Below are 25,308 nucleotides of genomic sequence, written 5' to 3' on the forward strand. Positions count from 1 at the left end.
AAGTTTGCAAAGATGGGGAAAGCGGGGCCTACCCGGCGGCCACCTGCGGGTGTGGCTGCGCCAGCGAATATTGGCCCCGGTGGTACAGAAGCGGCGCGCTGTCCGAGGTCTCGAACCCGGTGACGCGGCCGATCAGGATCCAGTGGTCGCCGCCGTCCAGAATGTTCTCGCGGGCGCATTGGATCGTGGCGCAGGTCTCGGGCAACATCAGGCATCCACCTTGCCCTTCGATGACGTCGATTCCGGCGAACTTGTCGTCGCTGCGGCGCGCGAAATGGTTCGACAGCTCAATCTGGTCATGGGCAAGGATGTTCACCGCGAAATGGCTTGCGGCTTCGAAGACGGGGTAGCTCGACGAGGTCTTGAGCAGGCTCCACAGGATCAACGGCGGCGTCAGCGACAACGAGTTGAAGCTGTTGGCCGTGACGCCGACGCGCTGGCCCTCGGCCTGCGCGGTGATCACGGTGACGCCGGTGGCAAAGCACCCGAGCGCTGCGCGAAAGGCACGCGGATCGAACCCGCTCTCGGCGGGGAAGTTCATGCTGGCCATGGGGGACCTCCAGTGGGGTAGGAAAATCTGACAGGGAAAGGCGGCCCGCCCCGGGGGGCGAAGCGGGCCGCAGATGGGTCAGAAGAGGGAGGGATCGGGCTCCAGACCCATCAATGCGCGTCCGAGGATCTGCGCGCATATGTCGTAATCGGTATAGGCATGCGCCGCCGTCATGTGGCTGTTGCGGAACAGGCGCTGCGCTTCGGCATCGTCGAACCATGCCGATCCGCCAGACGCTTCGAACAGGCGGTCCACCGCCGCCACGAACATCTTGACCGCATAGGCCTGATTGGTCCGCCAGAAGGCCATCTGCGTCGGCGTCGGGTATGCGTGGCGTTCGGCATGGTCGCGCATCTCGGCCCATGTCTTTTCCAGAAAGGCACGGCCCGCGGCCACCTGATGGGTGCTTTCGGCAAGACGCATGCAGGCCGGGATCGACTGGCCCACCTTCGCCCCAGTGTATGCGCGCACGCGGCCCTGCGTGCGTTCGGTATACAGCTCGATCATGCGCTCCGCGATGCCAAGGCTGACCGCCGAGAAGCAGCTTGCAAAGACGTAGATGAAGGGCACGTGATAGATCTGGCTGTCGGGATAGAGCGCGCCACCCGCCGAGGTCAGCGTCATCAGCGCGGGCACGCTTTCGATGCGGTGGTTCGGTACAAAGGCATCCTTGACCACCAGCGTCTTCGACCCGGTGCCGCGCATCCCGGCGGTGAACCAGTTGTCCTTGATCTCGTAATCGCTGCGCGGCACGATGGCAAAACTGTAGACCTTGCCCAACTCCGCATCGTCACGCAGGAACCCGAGGATCGCCCAGGTCGCGTGATCGCAGCCGGAGGACCAGCCGAATTCACCGGAGAAGCGCACGCCGCCCTCCACTTCGGTGGACTTGCCATAAGGAGCGATGGACGAAGAGGACAGCGTGTCCGGGTCGTCGCCCCAGATCTCGTCCTGCAACTCCTTCGAGTAAAGCGCGATCTGGTGCGCATGCTCCGCCAGCAGCGAAAAGGCCCAAGCGGTCGATCCGCAGGCGGTGGCGATCAGCGCGATGCAGTTCTCGAAGTCGGGCACCGGCATTTCCAGACCGCCGTAGGCCTTTGGCTGAAAGGCCCGGTGCAGGCCGATGTCCTTGAGCAGCGCGATGTTCTCGGCCGGGACCATGCGGTCCTCTTCGGCCTTTGGCGCGTTGGCCTTGATCTGTGGCAGGACCGCGCGAACGCGGTCGATCATCGGTGTGGTGTCGTCAAACATGGGTGGTCTCCTCCCTATGCGGTTCAGTCAGTCAGGAATGCGATGGCCGCGTCGCGAAAGCGGTCGTCGGCGGTCAGGCCGACGTGACCGGGGCCATCGATCAGCTGGTGCGTGGCGCCCGGCAGGGCCGAGACGAGCCGCGCGTCGGGCTGTGCCACGGCATCTGCGCGGCTGTTGAAGATCAGGATCGGCGCCGTTGCGGCGGCGAGGCGCGCCTCGGTCAGGACCGGGTTGGCGGGCCTCTCCAGCACGGCGGCCAGACAGGCCGGGTCCGATCCGCTTTTGGCCGCGTAAGCCAGAAGCGCTGCGACCTGCGGCGGGTGTTCCGCCGTCTCACCACGCAGCGCCGCGACAATGGCCGGACCGGCGGCTTCGGGGGCAAAGAGGTTGTCGCCGATCCCGCCTAGCACCAGCCTGCCGTGCGCGCCGGGATTGCGTGCCTCCAGTTCCAGCAGCAGCTTGGTTCCCAGCGAAAACCCGATCGCCCCGTGCAGACCGGCGGGCAGTTTCGCGGCGAGGTCGCTGGCAAGGTCGGCATAGGCCTGCGCGTCATGCGGGCCGCCCTGTGGCCCGTGGCCCGCGACGTCGACGCCGACCGGCTCGAACCCCGCGTCGCGCAGCGCCGCGTCCCAGCCATCGGCCTGCCATGTGGCGGCGTAGGAGCCGCCCCAGCCGTGGACAAGAGCAACCTGTCTCATGCCGGGACTCCCTTGGCCGCCTGCGCGGCCTTTGTCAGGTCGGGCGTGTCGGCCCCGGCAAAGACCAGCGCCCCGCGCACCTCGCGAAACCGCCAGCCGTCCGGCGTCTCGACGCAGTCAAAGGTGAAGTCCGCCAGCGAGGACGGCGCCTCCAAGGGCAAGGGGCGTGTCCCCGTGCCGGAGAACACCGTCACCGTCGCGGCGAGCCTGGTGCCCTCGCCGGGCAGCGCCCGCAGGTTGGTGCACAGATGCCGGGTCGCGCGCTGCCGCTCGGCGGACAGTTTGCGGCGGGCGGCAAAGTAGCGGGACAATTCCTCCGTTCCCTCGGCGCGAAAGCTTTCGATCACCAGCGCGCCTTCGGGGGTGAACAGCGCCGCGCCGGGCGTGTCGTCCACCTCGTCCACCACCGCCCAGAAGCGCAGGACAAGGTCCTGCGCCGCCAGGAAGGTGTCAGCCGACAGGCTCACGATCCCACCGTCATGAAGGTCTCAGCCATCTCGTAGCCCCAGCCGTTCATCACGTCCGTCAGTTGCTCGGGCGCGATGTCCACGTCGAGCGGGGTCGCGTCGTCGGCGAATTGCTCCATCCCCGACGAGAACTCGTTGCGATTGCCGAAGGGGTCGAAGGCATAGGCGTAGTTGTTGGTGCCGAAGCCCGTGGACTTGCCCAGTCCCGCATTGTGCCGCCCCGGCCCGAATTCCCAGCGATGGCCCGTTTCCATCAGCCGGTCCGACAGGCGGAAGTAGTGGTTGCCGTCCTCCACCGCAAAGGCCACGTGATGCAGCCGGTCCGAGGGCCGCACCGCCCGCATATAAGCGATGTCATGGTCATAGGCCGAACCGCGCAGCCAGATGCCCGCCAGTTGCCCGCCGACGGAAATGTTCAGGGACGACTTGAAGCCGATCATCATCAGGAAGTCGCGCATCACCGCCGGGTCGACTTCGCCCAGCAGGTTGATGTGGTCCATGTCGGTCGGGATGTGCGAGCCCTTGGCGTCGAAGTCCGAGACGCCCGCGCGGCGCTCGGCCCCGCCGGTGCACAGCCGCAATTCGTGGCCCGAGGGGAGGTGAAACTTCAGCGTCGCGCCCTCGCCCGGGCGGCTGTCGCCGTTCAGACGCTCTGCGGCCACGCCTTCCTTTTTCAGGATGCTCTCGACCCGGTCGAGATCCTCCTGGTCATCGACACCGAAGGTGAAGTTCTCCAGCGATTGCGTGCCCTTGACCAGCGTGATGTCGGCGGCCTTGCCGCGGCAGGCAAGGTGGACGGTGTCGGCGTCGCGCGACAGCACGGTCAGGCCCAGCACGTCCTCGTACCAGGCAAGTGCCTTTCCAAGATCGCCGACCCTGACGGCGGCGTGGTCGATACGGTTGATCCCCATGATGTGATCCTTCTCTTTGTCAATAGTGTTCGGGACGGTCGCCGTGTCGGCGCCGTGTGACGGCGGACGCAGAACGCCCACCAATGACCAGGCAAACTGGAGCCATCGCGCCCGGACGGGTGCGTCTCGCGCGCTGTGGTGCTGGTCACGGAAATGTCGGGTGATGGCGCTTTATCGCGCCTGCCGGTGGCTTAGCCCGGTCGGTGTCGTCTGATCATGTCCTCCCTGCGGGCTCTCCCGGGCCCTCGTTGCCGGCAGCCCTCCAGCCGCCATGTCCAAAGCCTACGACAGATTGTAATTTGAACAAATAGTCATTTTAATAATTCCGCAGCGTGGAATTGGCGCGGAGGTGCGGCTTCGGGGTGGCCCCGACGCTGCGGCTGCGGCATACCTCGGACGTTGCCAGTCGAAGTCCCTTGTCAGAGGCCCTGTTTCGCCCATGTCAGAAAACACCGAGAACGCCGACGAGGTCATTGTCCGCATGGGCTACCGCACCGCACGGACCAGTCGCCGTGCAGAGATCGGTGCCGCGCGCCGGGCCAAGTCGCGCAACACGATCCTCACCGCCGCCTTCGCCTGCTACGGGCGTGCGGACGGACGCATTGTGCGGATCGAGGACATCTGCAAGGCGGCGGGCGTGGCGCGGGGCACCTTCTACAACCACTTCGACGATCTCGAAGCGCTCCGCTACCAGTTGCTCGAAGAAATGACCGGGGAATTCGACCGCGCCGTGCATCACATGTTCGGCGCGCTGGAAAATGCCGCCGAACAGAGCGCCGTCGCCATCCGCTACTACCTGCACGCGGCGGAAAAGAACCCCGCATGGGGCTGGGCGATGATCCACTCCAGCGCGCCGGGGCATACCTTCGGCGAGATGGTCTGGCACAACTCGCTGGTGACGATCCGGCGCGGGGTGGAGGAAGGGCTGTTCCACATCTCCACGGCAGAGATCGGGCGCGACATCCTGATGGGCGCGGTCGCGGCGGCCATGGTGTCGATCACCAGCGGCGCGACCCCCGGCGACTACCCGGAACAGGTCTCCGAACACATTTTGATGGCCTTCGGCATGTCCCGGGACGCGGCGCGCGAGTTGTCACGCCGCCCCCTGCCCGCGCTGCCGCCGATCGCGCATGACACCATCGTCATCGCCTCGATGCCCGCGCTGGGGGACATCGCGGATTAGGGTCACTCGATCTCGGTCCGCGCCAAGGGGTAATCGGCGGCGTTCAGCACCCAGCCGTCCTTTGTCGAGAAATCCATGCGCGGCGGCGAGAAGATGTCGACGATCTGCGTCGCCTCCGAGGTCCACAGCGTCGTGTGGATCGCGGGCGGCGGCAGGACCGTCACCGAGGGGCTGGCGCAACGGACATGCATGTCTGGCAGCCACTCCGCCATGTCGGACGTCCAGGGCCAGCGCAGGAAATGTTCGAAATCCCCCTCCAGCGTCAGGCTGACCTGCTCGAAACTGGCGTGGTAATGCGGCGAGACTTTCGCGGCATCGCGCGGCGCGGGAAAGCGCGGCAGCACGTTCACCATCATCGTCGTGCAGCGGAAGATGCGGCCAAAGCGCCCCGGTTCCTCGGGCACGTCGAGGTCATAGGCACGCAGGCGAAACCCACCCTCCGGATCTGGCCATTGCTGGAACGGCGGAATGTTCGGATTGGCCGGGATCTCCGGGTTCGCACATTGCGCCACGAGATCGGCGGAGCGCGTGGTGTAGAGAAAGCTCACCAGCCCGGTGCCACGGACCGTCACGGTGCTGTCTCCCGGCGGGACGACAAACAGGTGGTTGCCCGGATGGTCGCTGACCGTGCCCTTTGCCGTCTCGATATCGAAACGGACGTCGGCGTCGGTCGAGAATACCATGTACTCGTCCAACTGCCCTCTGCGGGCAAAGGTGGCGGCGCCCTCCAGACGGACCAGCCTGACCACAAGGTTGGTGCAGCGCATCATCCACGCCTGCCAGCCGTCCCCCGTCAGCTGCGGCGGCTCCTGGCTGAAATCGCCCACTTCCGGGCCGCAGAACGGTCCGGAAAAGCTGCGCTCTTTCGCCATGGAGGTCAGTGCCTTGCGCGGATCGCTGTCATCGAACATGGGGGGCCTGTGTCTTGTCTGCGGTGGTCTTCCACCTCGCATGACGGACCACGCGACGCACGGGAAACGCGAGCGTGTTCCACGGTGCGGAATTGCGCGGGCGCGCGCTTGAGCGCCTTCGCGGGCGGTGCCACCACAGGCAGAAACGGAGGCCCCCATGACCCGAACGCTCGTCATTCTTGCCCACCCCGACATGGGCCGCAGCCGCATCAGCCGCCGCTGGGCCGAGGCCATTCGCGCCGCAGGCGACATCACGTTGCACGATCTCTACGCGCGTTACCCCAACGGGCAGATCGACGGAGAGGCCGAGCGGCAGCTGGTCACCGACCACGACCGCATCGTGCTGCAATTTCCGCTGACGTGGTATTCCTGCCCGCCGCTGCTGTCGGTCTGGCAAACCGAGATCATGAAACGCGGCTGGGCCTACGGTCCCGGCGGGCGGGCGCTGCGGCTCAAGACACTGGGCATCGCGGTCTCCACCGGATCGAACGGCCGCGACTACCAGCCGGACGGCCGATACGGCCGGACGCTGGATGAGGTCACCGTGCCCTTCGAGCTGATGGCCGTCCACACCGGCATGCACTATCTGCCGCTCTTTACCCTGACCGGCGCGCGCGAATGCGATGACGCGGCGCTTGCCGCCTCCGCGCAGACCTACCTCCACCATCTCCGGCTCGCCGAACCGCGCCTCATCGCGTCCGGCAAGGACGACGACCGCGCGCGCACCGTCTACCCCGGGGATACGGCCGCTCACACGTAGGGTTCGCCCCTTTCGCAGGCGTCCGCAGCGGCGCGCAATTCGGTCTTCAGCGCACCCACATCCACATTGGCACGCGCGAAATACGTGATCCCCAGCGTGCCGACCAGCTTGGCCCCCAGCCGCAGCGGTACGGCAATCGAATGCGTCTCGGGCTGAATGTTGCCCGTGCGCTCGCCAAAGCCGCTGGCCCGCGTCAGCGCCACCACCGCATCCGCGCGCTGCGCGATGGCCTCCGCCTCTGCCGGCGTCGCCGCCGATTGCTGCAGCAAGGCCACGAGATGCGCGCGTTCCTCCCCCGGGCAGAACCCCAGGTAGGCGCGTCCATGGGCATAATCCAGCAGCGTCATCCGGCGGTTGATCGTCGACTGGTAGTGCGACAGCGGGCTCATCGGAATGGTGCTGAAGCGGATCACCAGCGCGTCCACGTCCAGCGTCGCCAGCGCCGTCGGCCAGAGCGTGCAGCGTGTCAGCGCCTCTGCCGCCTCACGCGCCACTTCGAAAACCTGAGGCAACCCGTGATGCCCTGCCCCCAGCGCCGCGACCTTCTCGGTCACGCAATACCCGGCCTGCCGCCCGATCTTGCGCACATATCCCGCGCTCATGAGCGTCTCCAGCAGGCGCACGACCGTCGGCGCGGGCAGACCCGTCTCCTGCGCGAGGTACTGCACGCGCACCACCGGCGCGCGGTTCATCAATTCGAGGATCTGCAACGTGCGCTCGACAGAGCGGACCGTCTTTTGCTGCACGGACGTCATGACGGTAGCCGTATAGCAACGTCATCGGAGCGGAAAGTGCCTTGACCGGACTATGGACCGCGAGGCCCGACGCGGCCCGACGCGGCCCGCAATTCGGGCGCATGACCATGACGGACGTGGAAGGCTGCAATGACAAGGGGCAAGTCACGACGCCCGACCGCCAGAGCACAGGCGGCATTTGTCTGCCCATGCCCCTGACGGCAGAACGTTGGAGCCAATGCTGCCGGAGGCAGGGAAGACCGGTCCCCGGATGCAGATCGGACCGTTCTCTGTGTCAGGATCGAATTGATACCTGCCAAGCCTACCGACGCGTCTTCAGAAATGCCGCAACCATTCTTGCGTCCGGTTACTGCGCATCGCCAACATACGCGCCTGAGGATGCCGCGCTGGCAGCAAACGGCAAATTCTTCCACAAAGCCGACCCGGTAGAAAGGTGTCGTGGAAACCCGATCCGAGCCCGAACCTGCCCATGCCGCACTGCGGTCCGCCGCGCGTGAAAGCGGCAGGTGTCAGCCCATACGCCACAGTCGTGCAAGACGTCGCACGGTGCCAAGTACTAACATAAAAGGGCGGGAAGTGTGAATTCTCTGCAACCGCGAAAGCATCCATCAGAAAGTTCAAAGCGGACATTCAAGTGGAAGTTGCTTTGCCCCAAGACATCCCGCCAGCAGGAACAGCTATTCGATGATCACCAGTAGGACGTCCTTCGCATTACGATCAAAGCTGCCCCATGTTACTGAATACAGCGCTACTTTTTACCCAGCTTTTCCAACGCTTTTATCAACTCGTGGACCGTCGTTGATGGGTTCATTTCACCTGTATCGTTTGCATCGTTCAGAGCCTTCGATGCGTTGGCAACTGCTGTTTCCTGAACAGCCTGAAGTTTGGCGAGCATTTCCTTGGTTAAGGACTTGTCAAAGGCTTCAAATGGTGGATGCTTCTTCAGTTCCGCAGCGAGCATTTCGGCAGCACTTTTGTTGCCAGATGCCGAAAAAGGCGAGCGGCTAAATTCAAAGTGTAGTAGTAGCCAGTACTCGAAACAGGGGTAGGATACGATTTGAAAAATTCGCTCGCCTTTGAACGATGACCGAGGTTTGTTAGCAGCCGCGATTTCGCTGAGGGCCTTGTAAAAATCTTGGTGGGTATCTCGGTCAATCACACAATAGACATCATTGTAACCACCGTTGCTATGCAGCCCTTCTGCTTCCGCCCGAGCGATTGCGTAGCGCACAACTGCTGTAGGCGAGGAATCGCATTCCTTACCGCAAATATCCAAGTCGACGTTCACCAATCCAAGAATGTTCTTTACACTCTCAAAATACTGAACCTCTGTGACCTCGCCCTCTGTAACAATCAGAACTCGTCTCCTTGGAGCGATGGTCGCGGCCCGTCGGCTTAGTTTCTTTGCAGTCTTGCGTCTTTGGAAGAGCTTATCACTGCGCGCCGGAATGTTGCATCCTCCGGACGTTGGGAACTGCCCCAAACTTACCTCCTAGGTAGGCCCGTTGAAATGCTTCAACATCTCTGATTTTGAAATCAGACAAGGGGGTTAGTTCGGTGTGTTGCCCATCTGGTCGATGGATGAACCAAACCTGATCCTTGTGCATGAAGCTCTTTGAAATGATCGACGTCTCATGACTCGTAAAGATGAGCTGCGCGCCCTTTGGATTTTGCCTTTTGTCGTGAAAGATGCTTACCAACCCTTTAAGGGCCAAAGGATGCAGACTATTGCTTAGCTCATCGATCAGCAGAGTCTCTCCATTTTCAAGCACATCAATGATTGGACCTGCCATGCCGAACATCGCTTGTGTCCCATCGCTTTCTTCTTCCAAAGAAAGTTCGATTGTTTCCCCTTTGGAGTTTTGGTGCTTAGAAAAAACTCGATAGACCTTCTCGTTGACAACTGACTTAGTCAGCTCGGTGAGCATTTTCTCGGAAAAGAACTCTTTGGCTTCATCTGGTACCTCTGCCTGTTTCTCCTCCACTCGAAATCCCCCTATCGGGAGGTCAAGAGCCTCGACAAACTCGACCACTCTGTGGCGATATTCATCGTCCTGAAGCAACTGGGCAGTAAAACTTTTCGCAATTCTATGGTTCGACTTGATGACGTGAATTCCACTGCGGAGCCAAGAGTATGGTTTTTCCAGAGTTTTGGAATTCAGTTGGACCGCCGTAGACAAGAAAAGTGCATTGTCGCGCGTGGACACCTTCCAGCTTTCGCGTTCACCAGGCAACTGTCCTTCGTTGAGCATCCACTCGTAAATTTTTGTCTCTTCATCGTACTCTCGAGTGAAGATGGTCCGTGTTTTGCTGCCATGCTTAGATGTCCGGGCAAAAAGCCATTCGTCGATCACCCTTTCGGTGTTCAGCGAGAAACCATATTGAAACACTTCATCATCGTGGGAAAACACCATCTCCATTGTGGTTGGTTCCCCTTTACATTCAGGAGAGACCCTGTTCTGAGGAATGGAAATCTCTTCACCCTGAGTACCCTTTCTAGCCGAGTTGCAAACAAACTCAGTAAAGAAATCGACTGCGTTGAATAGTGAACTCTTCCCAGATGCGTTTGCGCCAAAAACCACGGCGCTTGTCAGAACATCTGGAGCCAGAGAATTCCCTGTCTCGAATGTGATACCCGGCTGTTTGGTCGCAGCAGCGCTAGCAACTGCGGAGAACGTCACAGATTCAGAGATAGACCTGAAGTTGGATACCGAAAATTCAATCAACATGGCTCATGCTCCATTTAAACTGCGCATTTTGCGGATTTTCTGCATTTTTCGCAGTTTTCCAAGTTTTGCGTTAAATTTCAGTGAACTGCAAGCCCTGATCTGAAGACATGGCGTATGCACGCGCTTTCCTGCCGGATGTCCATAATCTGTTGCTCTAAAGAGACCAAGGCACACCGGTTCGCACCGCTGACGCCCTAAAACTGTCACAATTCAAAGAGTTGTCCGACGCTAATTCCTTTGGCGTCTATGCCTAGGTTCAGGACCCATTGATTTGGTTGAGCGAGCGTGATTCACCGTTCGAAAACGAGCGGTGAACATGTCTGATCTCTACTGGTTGAGCGATGCGCAGATGGCGCGTCTGGAGCATTACTTCCCCAAGTCGCACGGCAAGCCCCGGGTTGATGACCGGCGCGTTCTGAGCGGTATTATCTTTATCAATCGCAATGGATTGCGGTGGCGAGATGCGCCAAGGGAATACGGCCCGCACAAGACACTCTACAACCGCTGGAAGCGGTGGAGCGATAGAGGCGTCTTCGCCCGGATCATGGCCGGGCTGGCGGGCGAGCATGGTGAGGAGACGACCGTGATGATCGACGCAACTCATCTGAAGGCCCATCGCACGGCGTCCAGCCTGGGCGTGAAAAAGGGGGGCGTGGACGGCTGATTGGCCGGACGAAGGGAGGCATGAACACGAAGTTGCACGCCGTCTGCGACAGCCATGGCCGGCCCATCGACCTGTTCCTGACTGCCGGCCCCGTCAGCGACTACATCGGGGCGCGTGCGCTGGTCGGCGGGCTGCCAGACGTGAAATGGCTGCTCGGAGATCGCGGCTACGATGCCGACTGGTTCAGAGAAGCCTTGCAAGACAAGAAGATACGCCCTTGCATCCCGGGCCGGACGAAACGGAAGACGCCCGTCCCGTACGACAAGCGCAGGTACAAGCGTCGCAACCGGATCGAGATCATGTTCGGCAGGCTCAAGGATTGGAGACGGGTGGCGACCCGTTATGACCGATGCCCAAAGACCTTCTTCTCAGCGATCGCACTCGCTGCGACCGTGATCTTCTGGCTTTGAGAGAGAACGAGTCCTGACCCTAGCTCAGCGATCTGCCAGTCTCATTCTTGTCGTTTCAGATCTTGCGCGGACAACCACCGTGGTGTTGATCGACGAACAAACAACGGATGGTGCAACTTTCTCCCCAAGTTCAGAGACAGTTTTGTCCGGTGTCATGATTGTTGGCGTATCTTGTATCCTACGATGTCCGCTTCGGTGACGCTGCGATGCGGCTTCCGCGCTGTAGGCCAAGGTCGGCTTTGGGCCGGAAGCGACTGACGACATGGGAGTGTCGGCACATCTAGCAGGTCGTCCGCTCTCTGCGCACTGCCGACATATCTGTCCCAAAGGCCGGACGATCTCCTCCGCCATCCGCGGCGCGGGTCGAAGCAGGATCGGGAATTCGTTCGAGCGTGTCGGAGCCTTGGCGCGTCTCGTGGGCAAGCGGGCGGTTCGGCGTCGGGAGGGCATCGGGAAAGGCCCATGAACCCGGGACTCACGAAAAGAATTAACCCATTGTTAATGAACAAGGTTTCGCCGCGAAACCTGAACTTCCTTCGGACGGGGCCCCAGACCTCAGGATTTCCGCATCAGGTAGGTGTCCATCACCCACCCATGCCGGGCCCGCGCCGCCTCCCGCGCCTCCACGATCCGCGGCGAAACCTCGTCCAGCGGCCCGCTCAGCAGGATCTCCTCGGGCATCCCCAGGAACGCCCCCCACCAGATCCGCAGGCCCTGTCCCGTCAGCCTACTGAACGAGCACTCCCCGTCCAGCACCACCACCACGCTCTCCGCCCCCTCGGGCCAGCCGCCGTCCCGCAGTCGACGGCCCGTGGTCACGAGAATCCGTCCGTTCACCGTGTTCAGCGGCACCCCATGCGCGGCTGTCAGGGCCTGCACCGCCGTGATCCCGGGGATCACCCGCACTGCTCCAACCGGCACCAGCCGGGCGGCGATTCGCATCGTGCTGTCGTAGAAGGAGGGGTCGCCCCAGACCAGCAGGGCTATTTCGGCGGCGTCTCCGGCGGCGGCGGTCCAGCGGGTTGCGATTTCGTCATGCCAGCGTTCGACCCGTTCAAGGTATGGCAGGGCTTCGTCCCGGACGGGATAGTCGAAGAAGGCCACGCGGGCAGAGACCCCGGCCCGCTCCAGCAGCTTCAGGCGGATCTCGGCGAGGTCGTCCTTCTCGGCCTTGCGGGGCACGAGGATCACGTCCGCCGACCGCAGCGCCGCCTGCCCGTCCAGCGTCATGTGTCCCAGACTGCCCGTCCCGATGCCCACAAGGACCACACGTTCGATCATCGGCAGGTCCTTTCAGAGAGGAGACGGGCAAAGGCGGCGCATGTCGCCTGCCTGCCCTCGGTCGGGCAGAAAGGGCCTGTCGCAGCCGGCACGAAGGTCGGATGGTCGTTCATCGGGCGGACCTCTCGCAAAACGCCATGGATCGTCACGCCCGCCCGTTCGCGATCTGACACGGAGAAGGAGGCGGTTGCGCCGTCAGGGCCGGTCGGATGGAGCATCATCGGTCCGCGCCCTCGGGAGGTTCTTGAAGACCGGCGCAAGGCGTCTGCCGGGCCGTGGTCCGCTGGCGGAGGGAGGATGGCACGCCGTCCACACGGGGCGGCGGTCGAATGGAAACCCATCGGTCGGCGCCCTCGGATGGTCCTGAAAGACCGACGCAAGGCATCTGCCGGGCCTTGGTCCGCTGGTGGAGGGAGGATGGCACGCCGTCCGCACGGGGCAGCGGTCGGTCTCCCGCATTTCGGCAACGGGCTTGGTGCGTCGCGCCGAAAGACCCCGGATCGTGCGGGCGAGGGGACGTGTCGGTCCGCGCGCCGGCGGCCCATGGGACCACCGGTCCCGCCGCACGGCATGCGCGATACGGTGGACATATCCCGCAGTCCGGTGCAGTCACGCGCCCCGAAGCGCCCCGGCCCGATCACCTCTCACACCTCCGCAAGGGAGCCGTAGAGGATAAGGGCGGCCTTGGTGCCCTTCTCGGCGGCCAGTTGCTCGGCCAGGGCGCCCACGGTCGTGCGGGTGATGGTCTGGCCCGGACCGCTGACCTCTTCGGCGAGGATCGCGGGCGTGGAGGCCGGCAGGCCGCGCGCTTCGAGCATGGCGAAGAGGCGCGGGAAGGTGCCCTTGCCCATGAAGATCACCGTGGAGGCCATCGGATCTGCCAGCGCGTCGAGGTTCAGGTCCTCGGGCAGCGCACCCGAAACGTCGTGGCCGGTGACGAACTGCACCCGCCGCGCGGTCAGGCGGCGGGTCAGCGGGATGCCCGCCGCAGCCGCTGCCGCCACGGCGGAGGGGACACCGGGAATGATCTCGTAGGGGATGCCCGCAGCCTTGAGCGCCGTCAGCTCTTCTTCCAGCCGCCCGAAGATGCCGCTGTCGCCGGACTTCAGCCGCACGATGCGCTGGCCGGTCAGCGCGTAGTCCACCAGCAGGCGCGACACGTGGTCCTGTTTCGGCGAGGGCCGCCCGGCGCGCTTGCCCACACCCACGAGGTCCGCGCCCTGCCGTGCGTGCCCGAGGATCGGGCCAGAGGAGAGGTCGTCGAACAGTACCGCGTCGGCCCGTTTCAGGCGATCCACGGCCTTCAGGGTCAGAAGCTCCGGATCGCCGGGACCGGACCCCACGAAACTGACAAAGCCGGTCATGCCATGCCCCCTTCGCCGGTGATGAGATGGAAGAACGTCCCCGACACGTGGCCCCTGACAGAGCCGGTTTCGACCACCGGGTTGCCATCCGCGTCGAAGACCTGCGCCAGCGGCGCGTCGGGCTGTTCGAGGATGGTGGAATAGTGGAATTCGTGGCCGCGCAGCGCCATGCCGGGGGTGAAACCGGGCATCCCCGCCTGCAATACGGCGCGGCGGTAGCCGAGGTGGAACTTGCGCTTCTCGTAGGAGGTGACGAGCCCCAGCAGCCCGGCCATCCGGTGCGTGGTGCCGTCCTTGTCGGTCAGCGCCTCGCCAAGCGCCATGTAGCCCCCGCACTCGCCGTGCACGGGGCGGGTTTCGGCGTGGCGGCGCAGCGCCGTTCCGAAGCGGTCGGCAGCCGCCAGACGGCCCGCGTGCAGTTCGGGGTAGCCGCCGGGCAGCCAGACGAGATCGGCGTCCTGTGCGGGGGCTTCGTCCGCGAGGGGAGAGAACGGCAGGATCTCGGCCCCGGCCTCGCGCCAGCCCTTCAGGATGTGCGGATAGGTGAAGGAAAACGCGGCGTCCTGCGCAAGCGCGATGCGTTGCGCGGGCGGCGGCGGCAGGCGCATCGGTCCCGTAGGGCGGGGTTCACGCCGCCCTGCCGCAAGGATCGCGTCGAGGTCGACATGGGCGCGCAGGAAATCGGCATAGCCCGCGATGGCGGCGTCGAGGTCGGGATGCTCGACCGCCTGCACCAGCCCGAGGTGGCGCTCCGGCAGGGTCAGGTCGCCGCGCCGGGGCAGCACGCCCAGCACGTTCAGGCCCGCGCGCTCCATTCCCAGCCGGGTGAGGCGTTCGTGACGCGGCGAGGCCACGCGGTTCAGGATCACGCCCGCGAAGGGCAGATCCGGCATGTAGGTGGAAAACCCCAGCGCGGTCGCCGCCGCCGACTGCGCCTGCCCGCCCACGTCGAGCACCAGCACCACCGGCCAGCCGAAGCGCCGCGCGGTTTCGGCGGAGGAGCCGAAGCCCGACTGCCCTTCGGTCGCGACGCCGTCGTAAAGTCCCATGGAGCCTTCGGCGACGCAGAAGTCGGCCTCTGCCGCCTCGCTGGCGAGCGCGTCCAGCAGCGCGCCGTCCATCGCCCAGGTGTCGAGGTTGAACGAGTCGCGCCCGCAGGCCGCGCGGTGAAAGGCCGGGTCGATGTAGTCGGGGCCGGACTTGAACGGCTGGACCTTCACGCCGTCGTCGGCCAGCGCCCTGAGGAGGCCCAGCATGACGGTGGTCTTGCCGGTGCCCGAGGACGGCGCGGAGACGAGGACGCCCTTCATGCCTCGTCCTCCGGGCGCCATCCGGCCCATTGGCTGTCGGCGCTTTGCGGGCGGTAGCGGCGGTCGTAGTCGACGGCGTAGAGGCAGCTATCATCGAAGCCTTCGGCGGCCAGCGCCGGCCCTGCGAGGATCAGCGCTGTGCGGGTGATGTCGCCGTCCATGCGGCTGGCGATGTCGGCGAGCGTGCCGCGGATGATCCGCTGGTCGGGCCAGCTTGCCCGGAAGACGACGGCGACGGGGCAGTCGGCCCCGTAGGCGGGGATCAGGTCGGCGGTCACGGTGTCGAGGTTCTGGATCGAGAGGTGGATGGCCAGCGTGGCGCCGGTGCGGGCGAAGTTGGTGAGCGTCTCGCCCTCGGGCATGGAGGAGGCGCGCCCCGGTGTGCGGGTCAGGACGACGGACTGGGCGAGCCCCGGCAGGGTCAGTTCGGTGCCGAGCGCGGCGGCGGCGGCGGCAAAGGACGGCACGCCGGGAGTGACGGTGTAGGGGATGCCCATCTCGCGCAGGCGGCGGAGCTGTTCGCCCATGGCCGACCAGACGGAGAGGTCGCCGGAGTGCAGGCGCGCGATGTCGTGACCCTCGGCATGGGCGGTGGCGATCTCGGCCATGATGCGGTCGAGGTCCATGGGCGCGGTGTTCACGATCCGGGCGCCTTTGGGGCAGTGGCCGAGGATCGCCTCGGGGACCAGCGACCCGGCGTAGAGGCAGACGGGGCAGGACGCGATCAGATCGCGGCCGCGCAGGGTCAGGAGGTCGGGAGCGCCGGGGCCTGCGCCGATGAAGTGTACCGTCATTCGTCTTCTCCGATGGCGAAGGCGCAGGTGGCGCGGCCGTCTTCCGACACCACGCGGGTCGAGAGGAGCTGCGCGCCGGGCCCGGCGGCGGCCAGCGCGGCGGCCTCGGCCACCGATCCCACGCCCCGGGCCGCGAGCACGACCTCCGACACGGTTTCGGTCTCCTGCACCTGCATGAACTTCGAGGAAATGCCGACCGCCGGACGGCGGATGTCGGCGCCCAGGTCGTGGAGCAAAGACAGCTTGTCCTCGACGGTGGCGAGCACGTCGGCCTCCTGCCCCAGCCGCGCGCGGCGGTAGGCGTCGCGCAGGCTGTCGAGCGTCGCTCCGCTGCGGTATCCGAATCCGGCGACGATCATGGCGTGGTCCTTGCTTGTATTGCTTGCTTTGCGTGTCTGGCTGTCTTGCGCGAGGGGGCTGCACACAAGAGGTGCGTCTTCACCTTGGCCCCCGCAGGACGGGCGGACACGCGGGCAACGCGCTTTGCCGGATGACGGGTCCGATCCGCCCGGTGCAAAGCGACAGCACAGGCGGCTGTGGGGCCAAGCGTTTGCGCAGCCACAGGGCAGCCGTGCAGAACCAAGGGCGCGGGCAGTTCTGGCGGAGAGACGGCGGTCATAGCGTCACGCTCCATTGCACGATGGGGTAGCCGGACTTCCAGCCGCGCCGGGTCCCGAGCGGCACCGCGTCGGACAGCTCGATGCGCAGAAGGGACCCGCCCCGCTCGGCATGGGCGCGGGCCAAGAGCGCCTCGGACTCAAGCGTCACGGCGTTGGTCACGAGACGGGCGCCGGGGGCCAGCGTGTCGAGACGGTCGAGCAGCGCCTGAGACAAGCCGCCACCGACAAAGACCGCATCCGGCGCGGGCAAGCCATCGAGCGCGTCGGGTGCGCGCCCTTCAACCACCTGCAGCCGGTCCATGCCGAGGGCGGCGGCGTTGCTGCGGATACGTGCGGCGCGGGCGGGATCGGCCTCGACCGCCGTGGCGCGCATCAGCGGGTCGCACATCAGCCATTCGATCCCGATGGAGCCGGATCCGCCGCCGATGTCCCAGAGGTGTTCGCCCGGGCGCGGTGCCAGCGCCGAAAGCGTCAGCGCACGGACGGGCCGCTTGGTGATCTGGCCGTCGTTGTCGAAGGTGGTGTCGGGTCGCCCGGTGGCCAGCGGCAGCGCTTCGCCCAGCGGTTCCAGCGCCACGCAGACCGGGTGGTCCACATCGTCCAGCGCGCAGGTTTCGGCGGTCACGCTGCGCAACCGTTCGCGCGGGCCGCCGAGCGCCTCCATCACGTGCATGACCGTCGCGCCGAAGTCCGCCGCGCGCAGGTATTCGGCGAGATCGCCCACCGCCGCGCCGTCGCGCAGCGTCACGATCAGGCGGCGGCCCGGGGCGAGGTGCAGGGCCAGCCGCGTCAGGGGAGCGGCGTGCAGGCCAAGGCATATCGTCCCTTCCAGCCGCCAGCCCAGCCGCGACGCGGCCAGCGAGAAGACGGAAACGCCGGGGATCGCCCGCCACGCGCCCTGCGGAAGCCTGTCGGCCAGCACCGATCCCGCACCGAACCAGAACGGATCGCCGGAGGCCAGCGCCACGACGCGCCGCCCCTCCAGCGCCATCAGTTTGATGACGCCATCGGCGAAGGGCACCGGCCAGGGCTTGATCTCGGCGCGGGTCTCGGCAAGAACCTCCGCCAGCAGCGCGAGATGCCGGGGCGGGCCCATGACGACCTCTGCCCTTGAAATGGCGGCAAGGGCCGCGGGCGTCAGACCGGCGTCCTCGCCCACACCGACGATGGTCAACCAAGGATCGGACTGGATCTCAGACATGCCCAACCTTCTCATCCTTGGCGGCACGACGGAAGCCACCGCGCTTTGCCGCCGTCTTGCGGACGAGGGCATTCACGGCACGATCTCCTTCGCGGGACGGGTGGAGCGCCCGGTGCGCCAGCCGCTGCCGCAGCGCGTCGGCGGCTTCGGCGGCGTCGAGGGGCTGGCGCGCCACATCCGCGACGAAGGCGTGACGCATGTGATCGACGCGACCCATCCCTTCGCCGCGCAGATGAGCGCCAACGCGGTGGCCGCCTGCGAGACGACCGGCACGCCACTGATCGCCCTGACCCGCGCGCCGTGGCAGCCGCAGGCGGACGACCGATGGACCCGGGTGCCGGACATCGCGGGCGCGGTGGCCGCGCTCGACCGTCCCGCAACCCGCGTCATGCTGGCGGTGGGCCGGATGCATCTGGCGGAGTTCGCGCCGAACCCGCAGCACTTCTACCTTCTGCGCCTTGTCGATCCGCCGAAAGAGGCGCTGCCCTTCCCCGACAGCCACGCGGTGATGGACCGGGGACCGTTCACGCTGGAGGACGATCTTGCGCTGATGCGGGACAACGGCATCGGTCTGGTGGTGTCGAAGAACGCGGGCGGCACGGGCGCGCGGGCCAAGATCGACGCAGCGCGGGCGCTGGGGCTGGAGGTTGTGATGATCGACCGCCCTGCCCTGCCCGACCGGCGCGAGGCGCATGACGTGCAGGGTGTGCTGGACTGGCTGGGCTGAGCGGAGCACCGATTCCCGCTGGGCCTTGAGGCCGACCGCCCCGCCCTGCCCTTTGGCAGAACCGCACAGGACATGCGGTGGGTGATCGGCGCCAAGAGTCATTCCGCGACAAACCTTGGGGTGTAGACGTGCGATGTGCCCGCGATCCGGCGGGTCAGCGAAGAGCCGACGATGACCATGGTGCGCATGTCGGCCATTTCGGGCGTGGCGTCGGAGAGCGGGACCACGCTCAGTGTCTCGTCCGGGGCCGATACGGCGCGGGCGAAGATCATCAGGCGGTCGGGTTCGCAGGTCTCGCGCAGGAGGTCGAGCACACGGGCAAAGCCCTCGGGCCGGGATTTGGAGCGCGGGTTGTAGAAGGCCATGGCAAAGTCGGCCTCCACCGCGAGGCGCAGGCGCTTCTCGATCAGCGACCAGGGTTTGAGGTTGTCCGAGAGGTTGATGGTGCAGAAGTCATGCCCCAGCGGTGCGCCCGCGCGGGCGGCGGCGGCGAGGCTGGCGGTGATGCCGGGGATGACCTCGATGTGCAGGTCTTTCCACGCGTCGGGCCCGGCTTCGAGCGCCTCGAACACGGCGGAGGCCATGGCGAAGACGCCGGGATCGCCCGAAGAGACGACGGCGACGCGCTTGCCTTCGGCGGCCATGGAGAGGGCGTGCTGCGAGCGAGCGATCTCCACCCGGTTGTCGGAGGCGTGTTTCGTCAGGCCGGGCCGGTCGGCGACGCGGGCGACATAGGGGATGTAGCCTACGACATCGGTGGCCTCCGCCAGAACGGCCTGCGCCTCCAGCGTCACGAGGCTGTCGGCACCGGGGCCGAGGCCCACGATCTTCACCCATCCCGAGCGGGCGGTCATGGGCGGCGCCCCTGCCCGTGCACGAGGACGATGGAGAAATACGGCGTGACGCGGTCCTCCGCCTCCGCCAGGCGCTGGACGGTCTGGCCCTCCTGGGCGGCGTATTCCACCAGCCACGCGCGGTCGTACTTGCCCGCCTCGCGCAGGGCATGGCGGATCTTGCCGATGTTGCGACCGATCTTCATCACGACGATGGCGTCGGCGTCGGTCATGCGCTGGATCAGGGTTTCGGACGGCAGCGTGCCCATCAGCACGGTCAGCACGTCGTCGCCCCAGGTGATCGGCGCGCCGGAGGCCGTCCAGGCGGCGGACATGCCGGTGACGGCGGGCACGACCTCGACCCGGACGGTGTCCTTCAGGCGTTCGTAGAGGTGCATGAAGGAGCCGTAGAAGAACGGGTCGCCCTCGCAGAGCACCACAACGTCCTCGCCGGAGAGGAGGAGCTGGCGCAGGTGCATGGTCACCTGTGCGTAGAACTCGGACAGGACTTCGTTGTAGCGCGGGTCCTGTAGCGGGATCTCGGTGGTGACCGGGTATTCCATCGGGAAGTGGATCGCGTCCTTCGCCAGGAGCGGCGCGGCGATGGTGAGCGCATGACCAGTGCGCCCGGCCTTGCGGAAGTAGGCGACGTGGCGGGCGTTGGCGATCAGCCGGTCGGCGCGCACCGTCATCAGGTCCGCGGCGCCGGGGCCGAGGCCCACGCCGAAAAGGGTGCCGTGCCGCGCGGTCATTCGGCGCGGCTCGCGATGGCGTTGACGGCGGCGACCGTGATCGCGCTGCCGCCGAGGCGGCCCTCGACGATGCAGCAGGGCACCGGCTGGTCGGCCCAGAGCGCGTCCTTCGATTCCACCGCGCCGACGAACCCCACGGGGCAGCCGACGATCGCGGCGGGGCGCGGACAGTCCGGGTCTTCGAGCATGTTGAGGAGGTGGAAGAGCGCGGTGGGCGCGTTGCCGATGGCCACCAGCGCGCCGCCCAGGTGCGGGCGCCAGAGTTCCAGCGCCGCCGCCGAGCGGGTGTTGGACATGCTGGCCGCGAGCGCGGGCACGCCCGGGTCTTGCAGGGTGCAGACGATGGCGTTGTCGGCGGGCAGGCGCTTGCGGGTGATGCCCTCGGAGACCATGCGCGCGTCGCAGAGGATCGGCGCGCCGTTTTCCAGCGCGGTGCGGGCAGCCGGTGCGAAACCGGGCGAGAAACGGATGTGACGCTCCAGCCCCACCATGCCCGCCGCGTGGATCATGCGGACGGCGATCTGTTCTTCGTCGGGAGCGAAGGCGGCAAGATCGGCCTCGGCCCGGATGGTGGCGAAGGACTGACGGTAGATGGCGGCCCCGTCGGTTTCATACTGGTAGGTCATGGGCGGGTGAGGTCCTGGATGATGGCATCGGCGGTGAGGCCGGATAGCCGGGGGGTTTCGCCTGCGCAACCCTGACCGAGGTCATAGGCCCCGTCCCGTCCCGTGACGGTGACGGCGGCAGGCCCCGCGCGGGCGCAGCCCTTGGCGCAGCCCGAGACGTGCAGGTCGCGCACATGCGGCGCGAGGCGGCGGGCGAGGCCTCGGGTCTCGACCGTGGCCTGCGGGCAGAAGGGCGCGCCCCGGCAGGCGGAGACGGTCAGCAGCGGATCGTCCGGGTCGGTGATGAAATCCGGATGGTCGACGGGCGTGCCGCCGTGCAGCAGGAAGACACGCCAGGGGGTGACGGTGAGCACGGTCGCCCCGCTGCGCGCGAGGAGGTCGGCGAGGCCGGCGGCCCCGATCCGGCCAAAGGGGGCGGCGTAGCCTGCCGTTTCGTCCCGGCTGACGCCGGGCCGACCCGCCGGGGGCTCTGCCCCCGGACCCCCGAGGTATTTCGGCCAAGATGAAGGCAGGGGGCGCGTGGTCTGCCAGCTGTCCGGCAGACCGCCCGCGGCGGCCCAGGCCCGGGCGCGCCGCTGGTCCGGTGTCCGGGTTTCGGCAAAGAGGGTGGCCAGGGCGATGAGTTTGGGGATGGCGTCGCACTCTGTGACAGGCAGCCCCCTGTCGGCGCCGTCGGTGCGCAGGATCAGGCCATTGGCGGACATCTCGAGGCGGAAGTCAGCGGGGTCGTTCGTCAGCACCGGCGCCGGGCCGGTGTCAACGGCGAAGCCGACCTTCGCCGGCAGGTCCGGCAGGCGGTCCAGTGCATCGTAGAGCGCCTGTGTCAGGCGGTGGGTCAGATCGCCCCCGGCATGAGCCGGGGCGACCAGCACGTTGCGGCGGCGTTCGGTTTCCGCGTCCGCGTCGAGCAGGCCCTGCCCACGCAGCCCGTCGAGGAGCGCCGGGTGGTCGTCTGCGCTCACGCCGTAGATTTGCAGGTTCGCGCGGTTGGTCATTTCCAGCCCGCTGTCGCCGTGGCGCGTCGCCAGCGCGCAGAGCGCCAGCCCCTGCGCCGCCGTGAGACGGGCGAAGTGGGGCCGGACACGCACCACCAGACCGTCGCCGGAGGCCATGGGGCGGAGCGCCCCGGGGCACCAGCCGCGCACCTGGGGAGAGTTGCCGGTCATTCGGCGGCCCCTTCGATACGGGTCGCCATATCGGCGAGGATGGAGTTGCGGCGGCTGCTCCAGAGGCCCGCCCGGTGCAGCTCCGCGAAGCGGGCCTGCATTGCCGCATGGGCCCTGGGGTTGGCCTCGCGCAGGAAAGTGTCGGTCTCCGGATCGCCCAGCGTGGCCTCGTGGTAGAGATCGAAGAGATGGTCGGGAACCGCCCGGGCGAGATGTGCGAAGGCGGCCATGTGGTCGAGCGTGGCGGCGATTTCCGCCGCGCCACGGAAGCCGTGGGGCCTCATGCCCCGGATCCAGGCCGGGTTGGCGGCGCGGGCGCGCACGATGCGGGCGATCTCTTCGGGCAGGCTGCGGGCGCGCGGGCGGGCCGGGTCGGTGTTGTCGAGGTGCCAGAGCGCGGCATTGCCTCCGGTGACCTGCTGGGCGGCGGCAAAGCCGCCTTCGTGCCCGACGAAGTCCATGGCGAGGAGCAGGTCAGTTTCCGGCAGATCGTGCAGGTGCACGAAGCTGTCGGCGGCGGCGACCCTGGCGGCGATGCCCCGGGCATCGCGGGTGGCGCTGTCGCCATCGAGCGCGAAGGCGGAGGCGGCAAGCCAGGCCTCGCCCGCCGCGCGGCGGCCCGCGTCGCTGTAGTCGTCGAGCGTGTCACCCATGTTCAGGCCGAAGCTGCCCGGCGCCGGGCCGTAGACGCGGGCGAGATCGGCGCGCCCGCCGAAGGGGTTCCAGTCCGGCGCCTCGTCGCGTTGCGCCAGCGCACGGACGGCCTGCGAAAAGAGCGCGGAGAGGCTCGGGAAGACGTCGCGAAAGAGGCCGGAGACACGCAGGGTGACGTCGATGCGCGGGCGGTCGAGTTCGGCTATGGGCAGCACCTCGATCCCGGAGACGCGTTCGGAGCCCTTGTCCCAGACCGGTTTCACGCCGAGCAGGTGCAGCGCCATGGCGAATTCCTCGCCCGCCGTGCGCATGGTGGCAGAGCCCCAGAGGTCGACGATCAGGCCGCGCGGCCAGTCGCCTTCGTCCTGCAGATGGCGGCGCACCAGCTCCTCCGCCAGTTTCACGCCCTGCGCGTATGCGGCGCGGGTCGGGACGGAGCGCGGGTCGGTGGTGAAGAGGTTTCGTCCCGTGGGCAACACGTCGCGGCGGCCGCGGTAGGGCGACCCCGACGGACCGGGTGCGATCCGGCGCCCGTCGAGGGCCGCAGGGATGGCGCGGCGTTCGGCCTCGGGCGATCCGGTTGGATCGCGGGAGGCCTGCGCCGAAAGGTCGTCGCGGCCCCAAACGTGCAGGCCCTCGCCGAACTGGCTTTCCTTCACGTCGCAGACGAAACGGTCGATGCGGGTGATCGCCTCGGCGATGGAGGCGGCGCGGTCGAGGCCGAGGTCGTCCTCCACCCCCAGCGCCTGCGCCTCGTCGCGGATGTCGGCCTGAAGCCGGTCCCGGCGGCGCGGGTCGAGCCCGTCGGCGTTGGAGAATTCGTCCAGCAGTGCCTCGAGCCGGGCGAGCCGGTCGGGGGTTCCACTTTCGCGCAGCGGCGGGGGCGTGTGGCCAAGGGTCAGCGCGCCCAGGCGGCGCTTGGCCTGCGCGGCTTCCCCGGGGTCGTTGACGATGAAGGGGTAGATCACCGGCAGGGTGCCGGTCAGCGCCTTCGGCCAGCAGGCGGCGGAGAGCGCCACGGATTTGCCCGGTAGCCATTCCAGCGTGCCGTGGGCGCCGATGTGGATCAGCGCGTCGGCCTGCTGTTGCAGCCAGAGGTAGAAGGCCACGTAGCCGTGGCAGGGCGTGCGCGACAGGTCGTGGTAGTCGTCGTCGCGGGTTTCCGGCCTCCCGCGTTCGGGCTGCAGCGCGACCGTCGCGCGGCCGCAGCGGATGGCGGCGAAGCGGAAGGCGCCATCGCGGACAAGCGTGTCGGTGTCGGGCTCGCCCCATGCGGCGTGGAGGTCGTCCTGCAGACTTTGCGGCAAATTGGCGAGAGCGGCCTCATAGGCGCGCAGCGGCCAGCTTTCGGTTCGGGCCAGAAGCTCTGCGGGCAGGTCGGCGGGGGCGTCCGTCACGGCGTGACCGGCGTCGCGCAGGTCGTCGAGGATGGATCGGGCAGAGGCCAGCGCATCGAGGCCCACGGCGTGGCCGATGTTCCAGTCCTTGCCCGGGTAGGTCGACAAGATCAGCGCCGGGCGGCGGTCGCCGGGCGCGCGCCGGGCGAGCGACAGGCGCGCCTCTACCCGGTCGGCGAGGGCGGCGATGCCTTCATCATGTGCGGCGTGGACGGCGCGGGCGAACTGCAGGTCGGAGTCCCGGTCGCCGGTTTCCTTGAAGGAGACGGGTTCGCCCAGGATGGTGCCATCCACCTCCGGCAGCACGACGTGCATGGCCAGATCGGCGGGAGACACGCCCCGGTCGGCTTCCGCCCAGGCCTTGCGGTCGGAGGTCGACAGCACGCACTGGAAGACCGGCACGTCGGCGGCATCGAGCGGCGAGGTGCCGTCCGCGCCCTTGCCGGAGAAAGCGGTGGCGTTGACGATGGCCGCCGGGGCCAGAGCGGCGATCTGACGGCGCAGCCAGCCTGCCGCTTCGGGCGCCTTCAGGGACGGGACGAAGAAGGCAGTGACGGCGAAGCCGCGCGCGGCAAACTCCTCGTACAGTGCCCGGATCGGCGCGAGGTCGGCGGAGACGAGGTAGGAGCGGTAGAAGACCAGCGCCAGAGGGGTCTTGCCGGACACCCGCGTCAGCACCGGACAGGTCACGCCGTGTTCGGGTGTCCAGCAGCTGAGCGGCGGCAAACCCTTGGCCCCGCGCACAGGCCCGGCATAAAGGCCTGCCGCCAGCGCCAGTTGCGCCAGTGCCGCCTGCGCCGCCACGGTGCCGCCCGCGTCGCAGAGATGCGCCAGCCGCCGCAGGGTCGACACCGGCAGAGTCGACATCTCGTCGAGGCGCGTGTCCTCGCGCCCGTCGGCGGGCAACACGGCCAGCGCGATGCCCTTCTGTTGCGCCAGCGACAGCACCTGCTGCAGGCCGTAGGACCAGTAGGGCACGCCGCCGATCAGGCGGATCAGGATGCCCTTCGCGCCCTCCAGCGTCTGTTCCACGTAGGTGTCGACCGACAGCGGATGCCTGAGGGCGGCGAGATTGGCGAGACGGAGCGTGGGCATCCGCCCCTCTGGCCCGCCGCCGCGCCGCCAGCCTTCGGCAAAGGCGCCGAGGTCGCTGTCGGAGAACGACAGCACGACGAGGTCCGCCGGGCTCTGGCCCAGGTCCTGCGGCGTCTCGCTTTCTTCGAGGCCGTGGCTTTCGCGGAAGATGACGTGCATCGGCGGTTCCCGGAAAGGCGGCGCACAGCCCCGCCCTACC

24 protein-coding genes are annotated in these 25,308 nt (G+C 66.8%); 4 read left to right on the plus strand and 20 right to left on the minus strand.

Features of this window, described 5'->3' with window-relative positions; translation table 11 throughout:
- Positions 1-28: 28 nt before the first annotated feature.
- From ABFK29_RS18145 to ABFK29_RS18165, 5 genes are all read right to left on the minus strand, one after another.
- The gene (locus ABFK29_RS18145) at positions 29-550 is read right to left on the minus strand and encodes a flavin reductase family protein (RefSeq protein ID WP_005859267.1); all 522 of its coding nucleotides are present in this window, start codon (positions 548-550) and stop codon (positions 29-31) included.
- Between the two features lie 78 nt (positions 551-628).
- Positions 629-1,801: a p-hydroxyphenylacetate 3-hydroxylase oxygenase component gene (locus ABFK29_RS18150; RefSeq protein ID WP_005859270.1), complete on the minus strand. Its 1,173-nt coding sequence runs from the start codon at positions 1,799-1,801 to the stop codon at positions 629-631.
- A 23-nt stretch (positions 1,802-1,824) separates the two neighbouring features.
- On the minus strand, positions 1,825-2,499 hold the full coding sequence (locus ABFK29_RS18155; RefSeq protein ID WP_005859272.1) for an alpha/beta fold hydrolase: 675 nt from the start codon (positions 2,497-2,499) through the stop codon (positions 1,825-1,827).
- The gene (locus tag ABFK29_RS18160) at positions 2,496-2,966 is read right to left on the minus strand and encodes a nuclear transport factor 2 family protein (RefSeq protein ID WP_005859274.1); all 471 of its coding nucleotides are present in this window, start codon (positions 2,964-2,966) and stop codon (positions 2,496-2,498) included. Before ABFK29_RS18160 ends, ABFK29_RS18155 begins: the two co-directional genes overlap by 4 nt.
- Positions 2,963-3,877: a VOC family protein gene (locus tag ABFK29_RS18165; RefSeq protein WP_023850422.1), complete on the minus strand. Its 915-nt coding sequence runs from the start codon at positions 3,875-3,877 to the stop codon at positions 2,963-2,965. Before ABFK29_RS18165 ends, ABFK29_RS18160 begins: the two co-directional genes overlap by 4 nt.
- A gap of 439 nt (positions 3,878-4,316) precedes the next feature.
- On the opposite strand from ABFK29_RS18165, the gene ABFK29_RS18170 reads away from it, so the two are divergent.
- Positions 4,317-5,060 carry a TetR/AcrR family transcriptional regulator gene (locus ABFK29_RS18170; RefSeq protein WP_005859278.1) on the plus strand — a complete coding sequence of 248 codons (744 nt, stop codon included), beginning with the start codon at positions 4,317-4,319 and terminating at the stop codon, positions 5,058-5,060.
- A gap of 2 nt (positions 5,061-5,062) precedes the next feature.
- On the opposite strand, the gene ABFK29_RS18175 is transcribed toward ABFK29_RS18170, so the two are convergent.
- Positions 5,063-5,971 (minus strand): hypothetical protein, encoded by a 909-nt coding sequence (locus ABFK29_RS18175; protein ID WP_005859280.1) that lies wholly within the window; start codon positions 5,969-5,971, stop codon positions 5,063-5,065.
- A 157-nt stretch (positions 5,972-6,128) separates the two neighbouring features.
- Here ABFK29_RS18175 and ABFK29_RS18180 point away from each other — a divergent pair, with 157 nt between their 5' ends.
- Entirely contained in the window at positions 6,129-6,731 is a 603-nt protein-coding gene (locus tag ABFK29_RS18180; RefSeq protein WP_005859282.1) for an NAD(P)H-dependent oxidoreductase, read from the plus strand.
- Here the strand turns inward: ABFK29_RS18180 and ABFK29_RS18185 are convergent.
- The 3 genes from ABFK29_RS18185 to ABFK29_RS18195 form a co-directional block, all read right to left on the minus strand.
- Positions 6,722-7,486: a DNA-binding transcriptional regulator gene (locus ABFK29_RS18185; RefSeq protein ID WP_005859284.1), complete on the minus strand. Its 765-nt coding sequence runs from the start codon at positions 7,484-7,486 to the stop codon at positions 6,722-6,724. The genes ABFK29_RS18180 and ABFK29_RS18185 overlap by 10 nt on opposite strands.
- 748 nt (positions 7,487-8,234) lie before the next feature.
- Positions 8,235-8,969 (minus strand): RloB family protein, encoded by a 735-nt coding sequence (locus tag ABFK29_RS18190; protein ID WP_083803448.1) that lies wholly within the window; start codon positions 8,967-8,969, stop codon positions 8,235-8,237.
- Entirely contained in the window at positions 8,920-10,215 is a 1,296-nt protein-coding gene (locus tag ABFK29_RS18195) for an AAA family ATPase (protein ID WP_083803449.1), read from the minus strand. Before ABFK29_RS18195 ends, ABFK29_RS18190 begins: the two co-directional genes overlap by 50 nt.
- A gap of 316 nt (positions 10,216-10,531) precedes the next feature.
- Here ABFK29_RS18195 and ABFK29_RS18200 point away from each other — a divergent pair.
- Positions 10,532-11,289, plus strand: a protein-coding gene (locus ABFK29_RS18200) for an IS5 family transposase (protein ID WP_085983410.1) whose coding sequence is annotated in 2 segments (ribosomal slippage) — positions 10,532-10,853 and positions 10,853-11,289 — 759 coding nt in all. Because the reading frame shifts where the segments join, the coding sequence is not laid out codon by codon here.
- 555 nt (positions 11,290-11,844) lie between these two features.
- Here the strand turns inward: ABFK29_RS18200 and cobF are convergent.
- The 6 genes from cobF to ABFK29_RS18230 all read right to left on the minus strand — a co-directional run bounded on the left by cobF (position 11,845) and on the right by ABFK29_RS18230 (position 17,859).
- Positions 11,845-12,570 carry a precorrin-6A synthase (deacetylating) gene (gene cobF, locus ABFK29_RS18205; protein WP_005859290.1) on the minus strand — a complete coding sequence of 242 codons (726 nt, stop codon included), beginning with the start codon at positions 12,568-12,570 and terminating at the stop codon, positions 11,845-11,847.
- Between the two features lie 644 nt (positions 12,571-13,214).
- Positions 13,215-13,934, minus strand: coding sequence for a uroporphyrinogen-III C-methyltransferase (gene cobA / locus ABFK29_RS18210; protein WP_005859292.1), 720 nt, complete (start codon positions 13,932-13,934; stop codon positions 13,215-13,217).
- Entirely contained in the window at positions 13,931-15,244 is a 1,314-nt protein-coding gene (locus ABFK29_RS18215) for a cobyrinate a,c-diamide synthase (protein ID WP_005859294.1), read from the minus strand. The genes cobA and ABFK29_RS18215 overlap by 4 nt, the downstream gene beginning before the upstream one ends.
- The gene (gene cobM, locus ABFK29_RS18220) at positions 15,241-16,038 is read right to left on the minus strand and encodes a precorrin-4 C(11)-methyltransferase (RefSeq protein WP_005859296.1); all 798 of its coding nucleotides are present in this window, start codon (positions 16,036-16,038) and stop codon (positions 15,241-15,243) included. The genes ABFK29_RS18215 and cobM overlap by 4 nt, the downstream gene beginning before the upstream one ends.
- The gene (locus ABFK29_RS18225) at positions 16,035-16,397 is read right to left on the minus strand and encodes a cobalamin biosynthesis protein (protein ID WP_005859298.1); all 363 of its coding nucleotides are present in this window, start codon (positions 16,395-16,397) and stop codon (positions 16,035-16,037) included. The genes cobM and ABFK29_RS18225 overlap by 4 nt, the downstream gene beginning before the upstream one ends.
- A gap of 256 nt (positions 16,398-16,653) precedes the next feature.
- Complete coding sequence (locus ABFK29_RS18230; RefSeq protein ID WP_005859300.1) at positions 16,654-17,859, minus strand: bifunctional cobalt-precorrin-7 (C(5))-methyltransferase/cobalt-precorrin-6B (C(15))-methyltransferase; 1,206 nt, start codon at positions 17,857-17,859, stop codon at positions 16,654-16,656.
- Between ABFK29_RS18230 and ABFK29_RS18235 the strand changes: the two genes are divergently transcribed.
- Entirely contained in the window at positions 17,858-18,586 is a 729-nt protein-coding gene (locus ABFK29_RS18235) for a cobalt-precorrin-6A reductase (RefSeq protein ID WP_005859302.1), read from the plus strand. The genes ABFK29_RS18230 and ABFK29_RS18235 overlap by 2 nt on opposite strands.
- Before the next feature lie 98 nt (positions 18,587-18,684).
- Here ABFK29_RS18235 and cobJ read toward each other — a convergent pair whose 3' ends face one another.
- Genes cobJ through cobN form a run of 5 tightly spaced genes read right to left on the minus strand, consistent with a single transcriptional unit; the run spans position 18,685 to position 25,268 of the window.
- Positions 18,685-19,440 carry a precorrin-3B C(17)-methyltransferase gene (cobJ, locus tag ABFK29_RS18240; protein WP_005859303.1) on the minus strand — a complete coding sequence of 252 codons (756 nt, stop codon included), beginning with the start codon at positions 19,438-19,440 and terminating at the stop codon, positions 18,685-18,687.
- A complete protein-coding gene (locus ABFK29_RS18245) occupies positions 19,437-20,171 on the minus strand; it encodes a precorrin-2 C(20)-methyltransferase (protein ID WP_005859306.1) in 735 nt (244 codons plus the stop codon). Before ABFK29_RS18245 ends, cobJ begins: the two co-directional genes overlap by 4 nt.
- Positions 20,168-20,797, minus strand: coding sequence for a precorrin-8X methylmutase (locus ABFK29_RS18250; RefSeq protein ID WP_005859308.1), 630 nt, complete (start codon positions 20,795-20,797; stop codon positions 20,168-20,170). Before ABFK29_RS18250 ends, ABFK29_RS18245 begins: the two co-directional genes overlap by 4 nt.
- Positions 20,794-21,963, minus strand: coding sequence for a hypothetical protein (locus tag ABFK29_RS18255; RefSeq protein WP_040604574.1), 1,170 nt, complete (start codon positions 21,961-21,963; stop codon positions 20,794-20,796). Before ABFK29_RS18255 ends, ABFK29_RS18250 begins: the two co-directional genes overlap by 4 nt.
- Positions 21,960-25,268: a cobaltochelatase subunit CobN gene (gene cobN, locus ABFK29_RS18260; protein ID WP_005859312.1), complete on the minus strand. Its 3,309-nt coding sequence runs from the start codon at positions 25,266-25,268 to the stop codon at positions 21,960-21,962. Before cobN ends, ABFK29_RS18255 begins: the two co-directional genes overlap by 4 nt.
- Positions 25,269-25,308: the final 40 nt, after the last annotated feature.

The organism is Sagittula stellata E-37, from assembly GCF_039724765.1.
Lineage (GTDB): Bacteria > Pseudomonadota > Alphaproteobacteria > Rhodobacterales > Rhodobacteraceae > Sagittula > Sagittula stellata.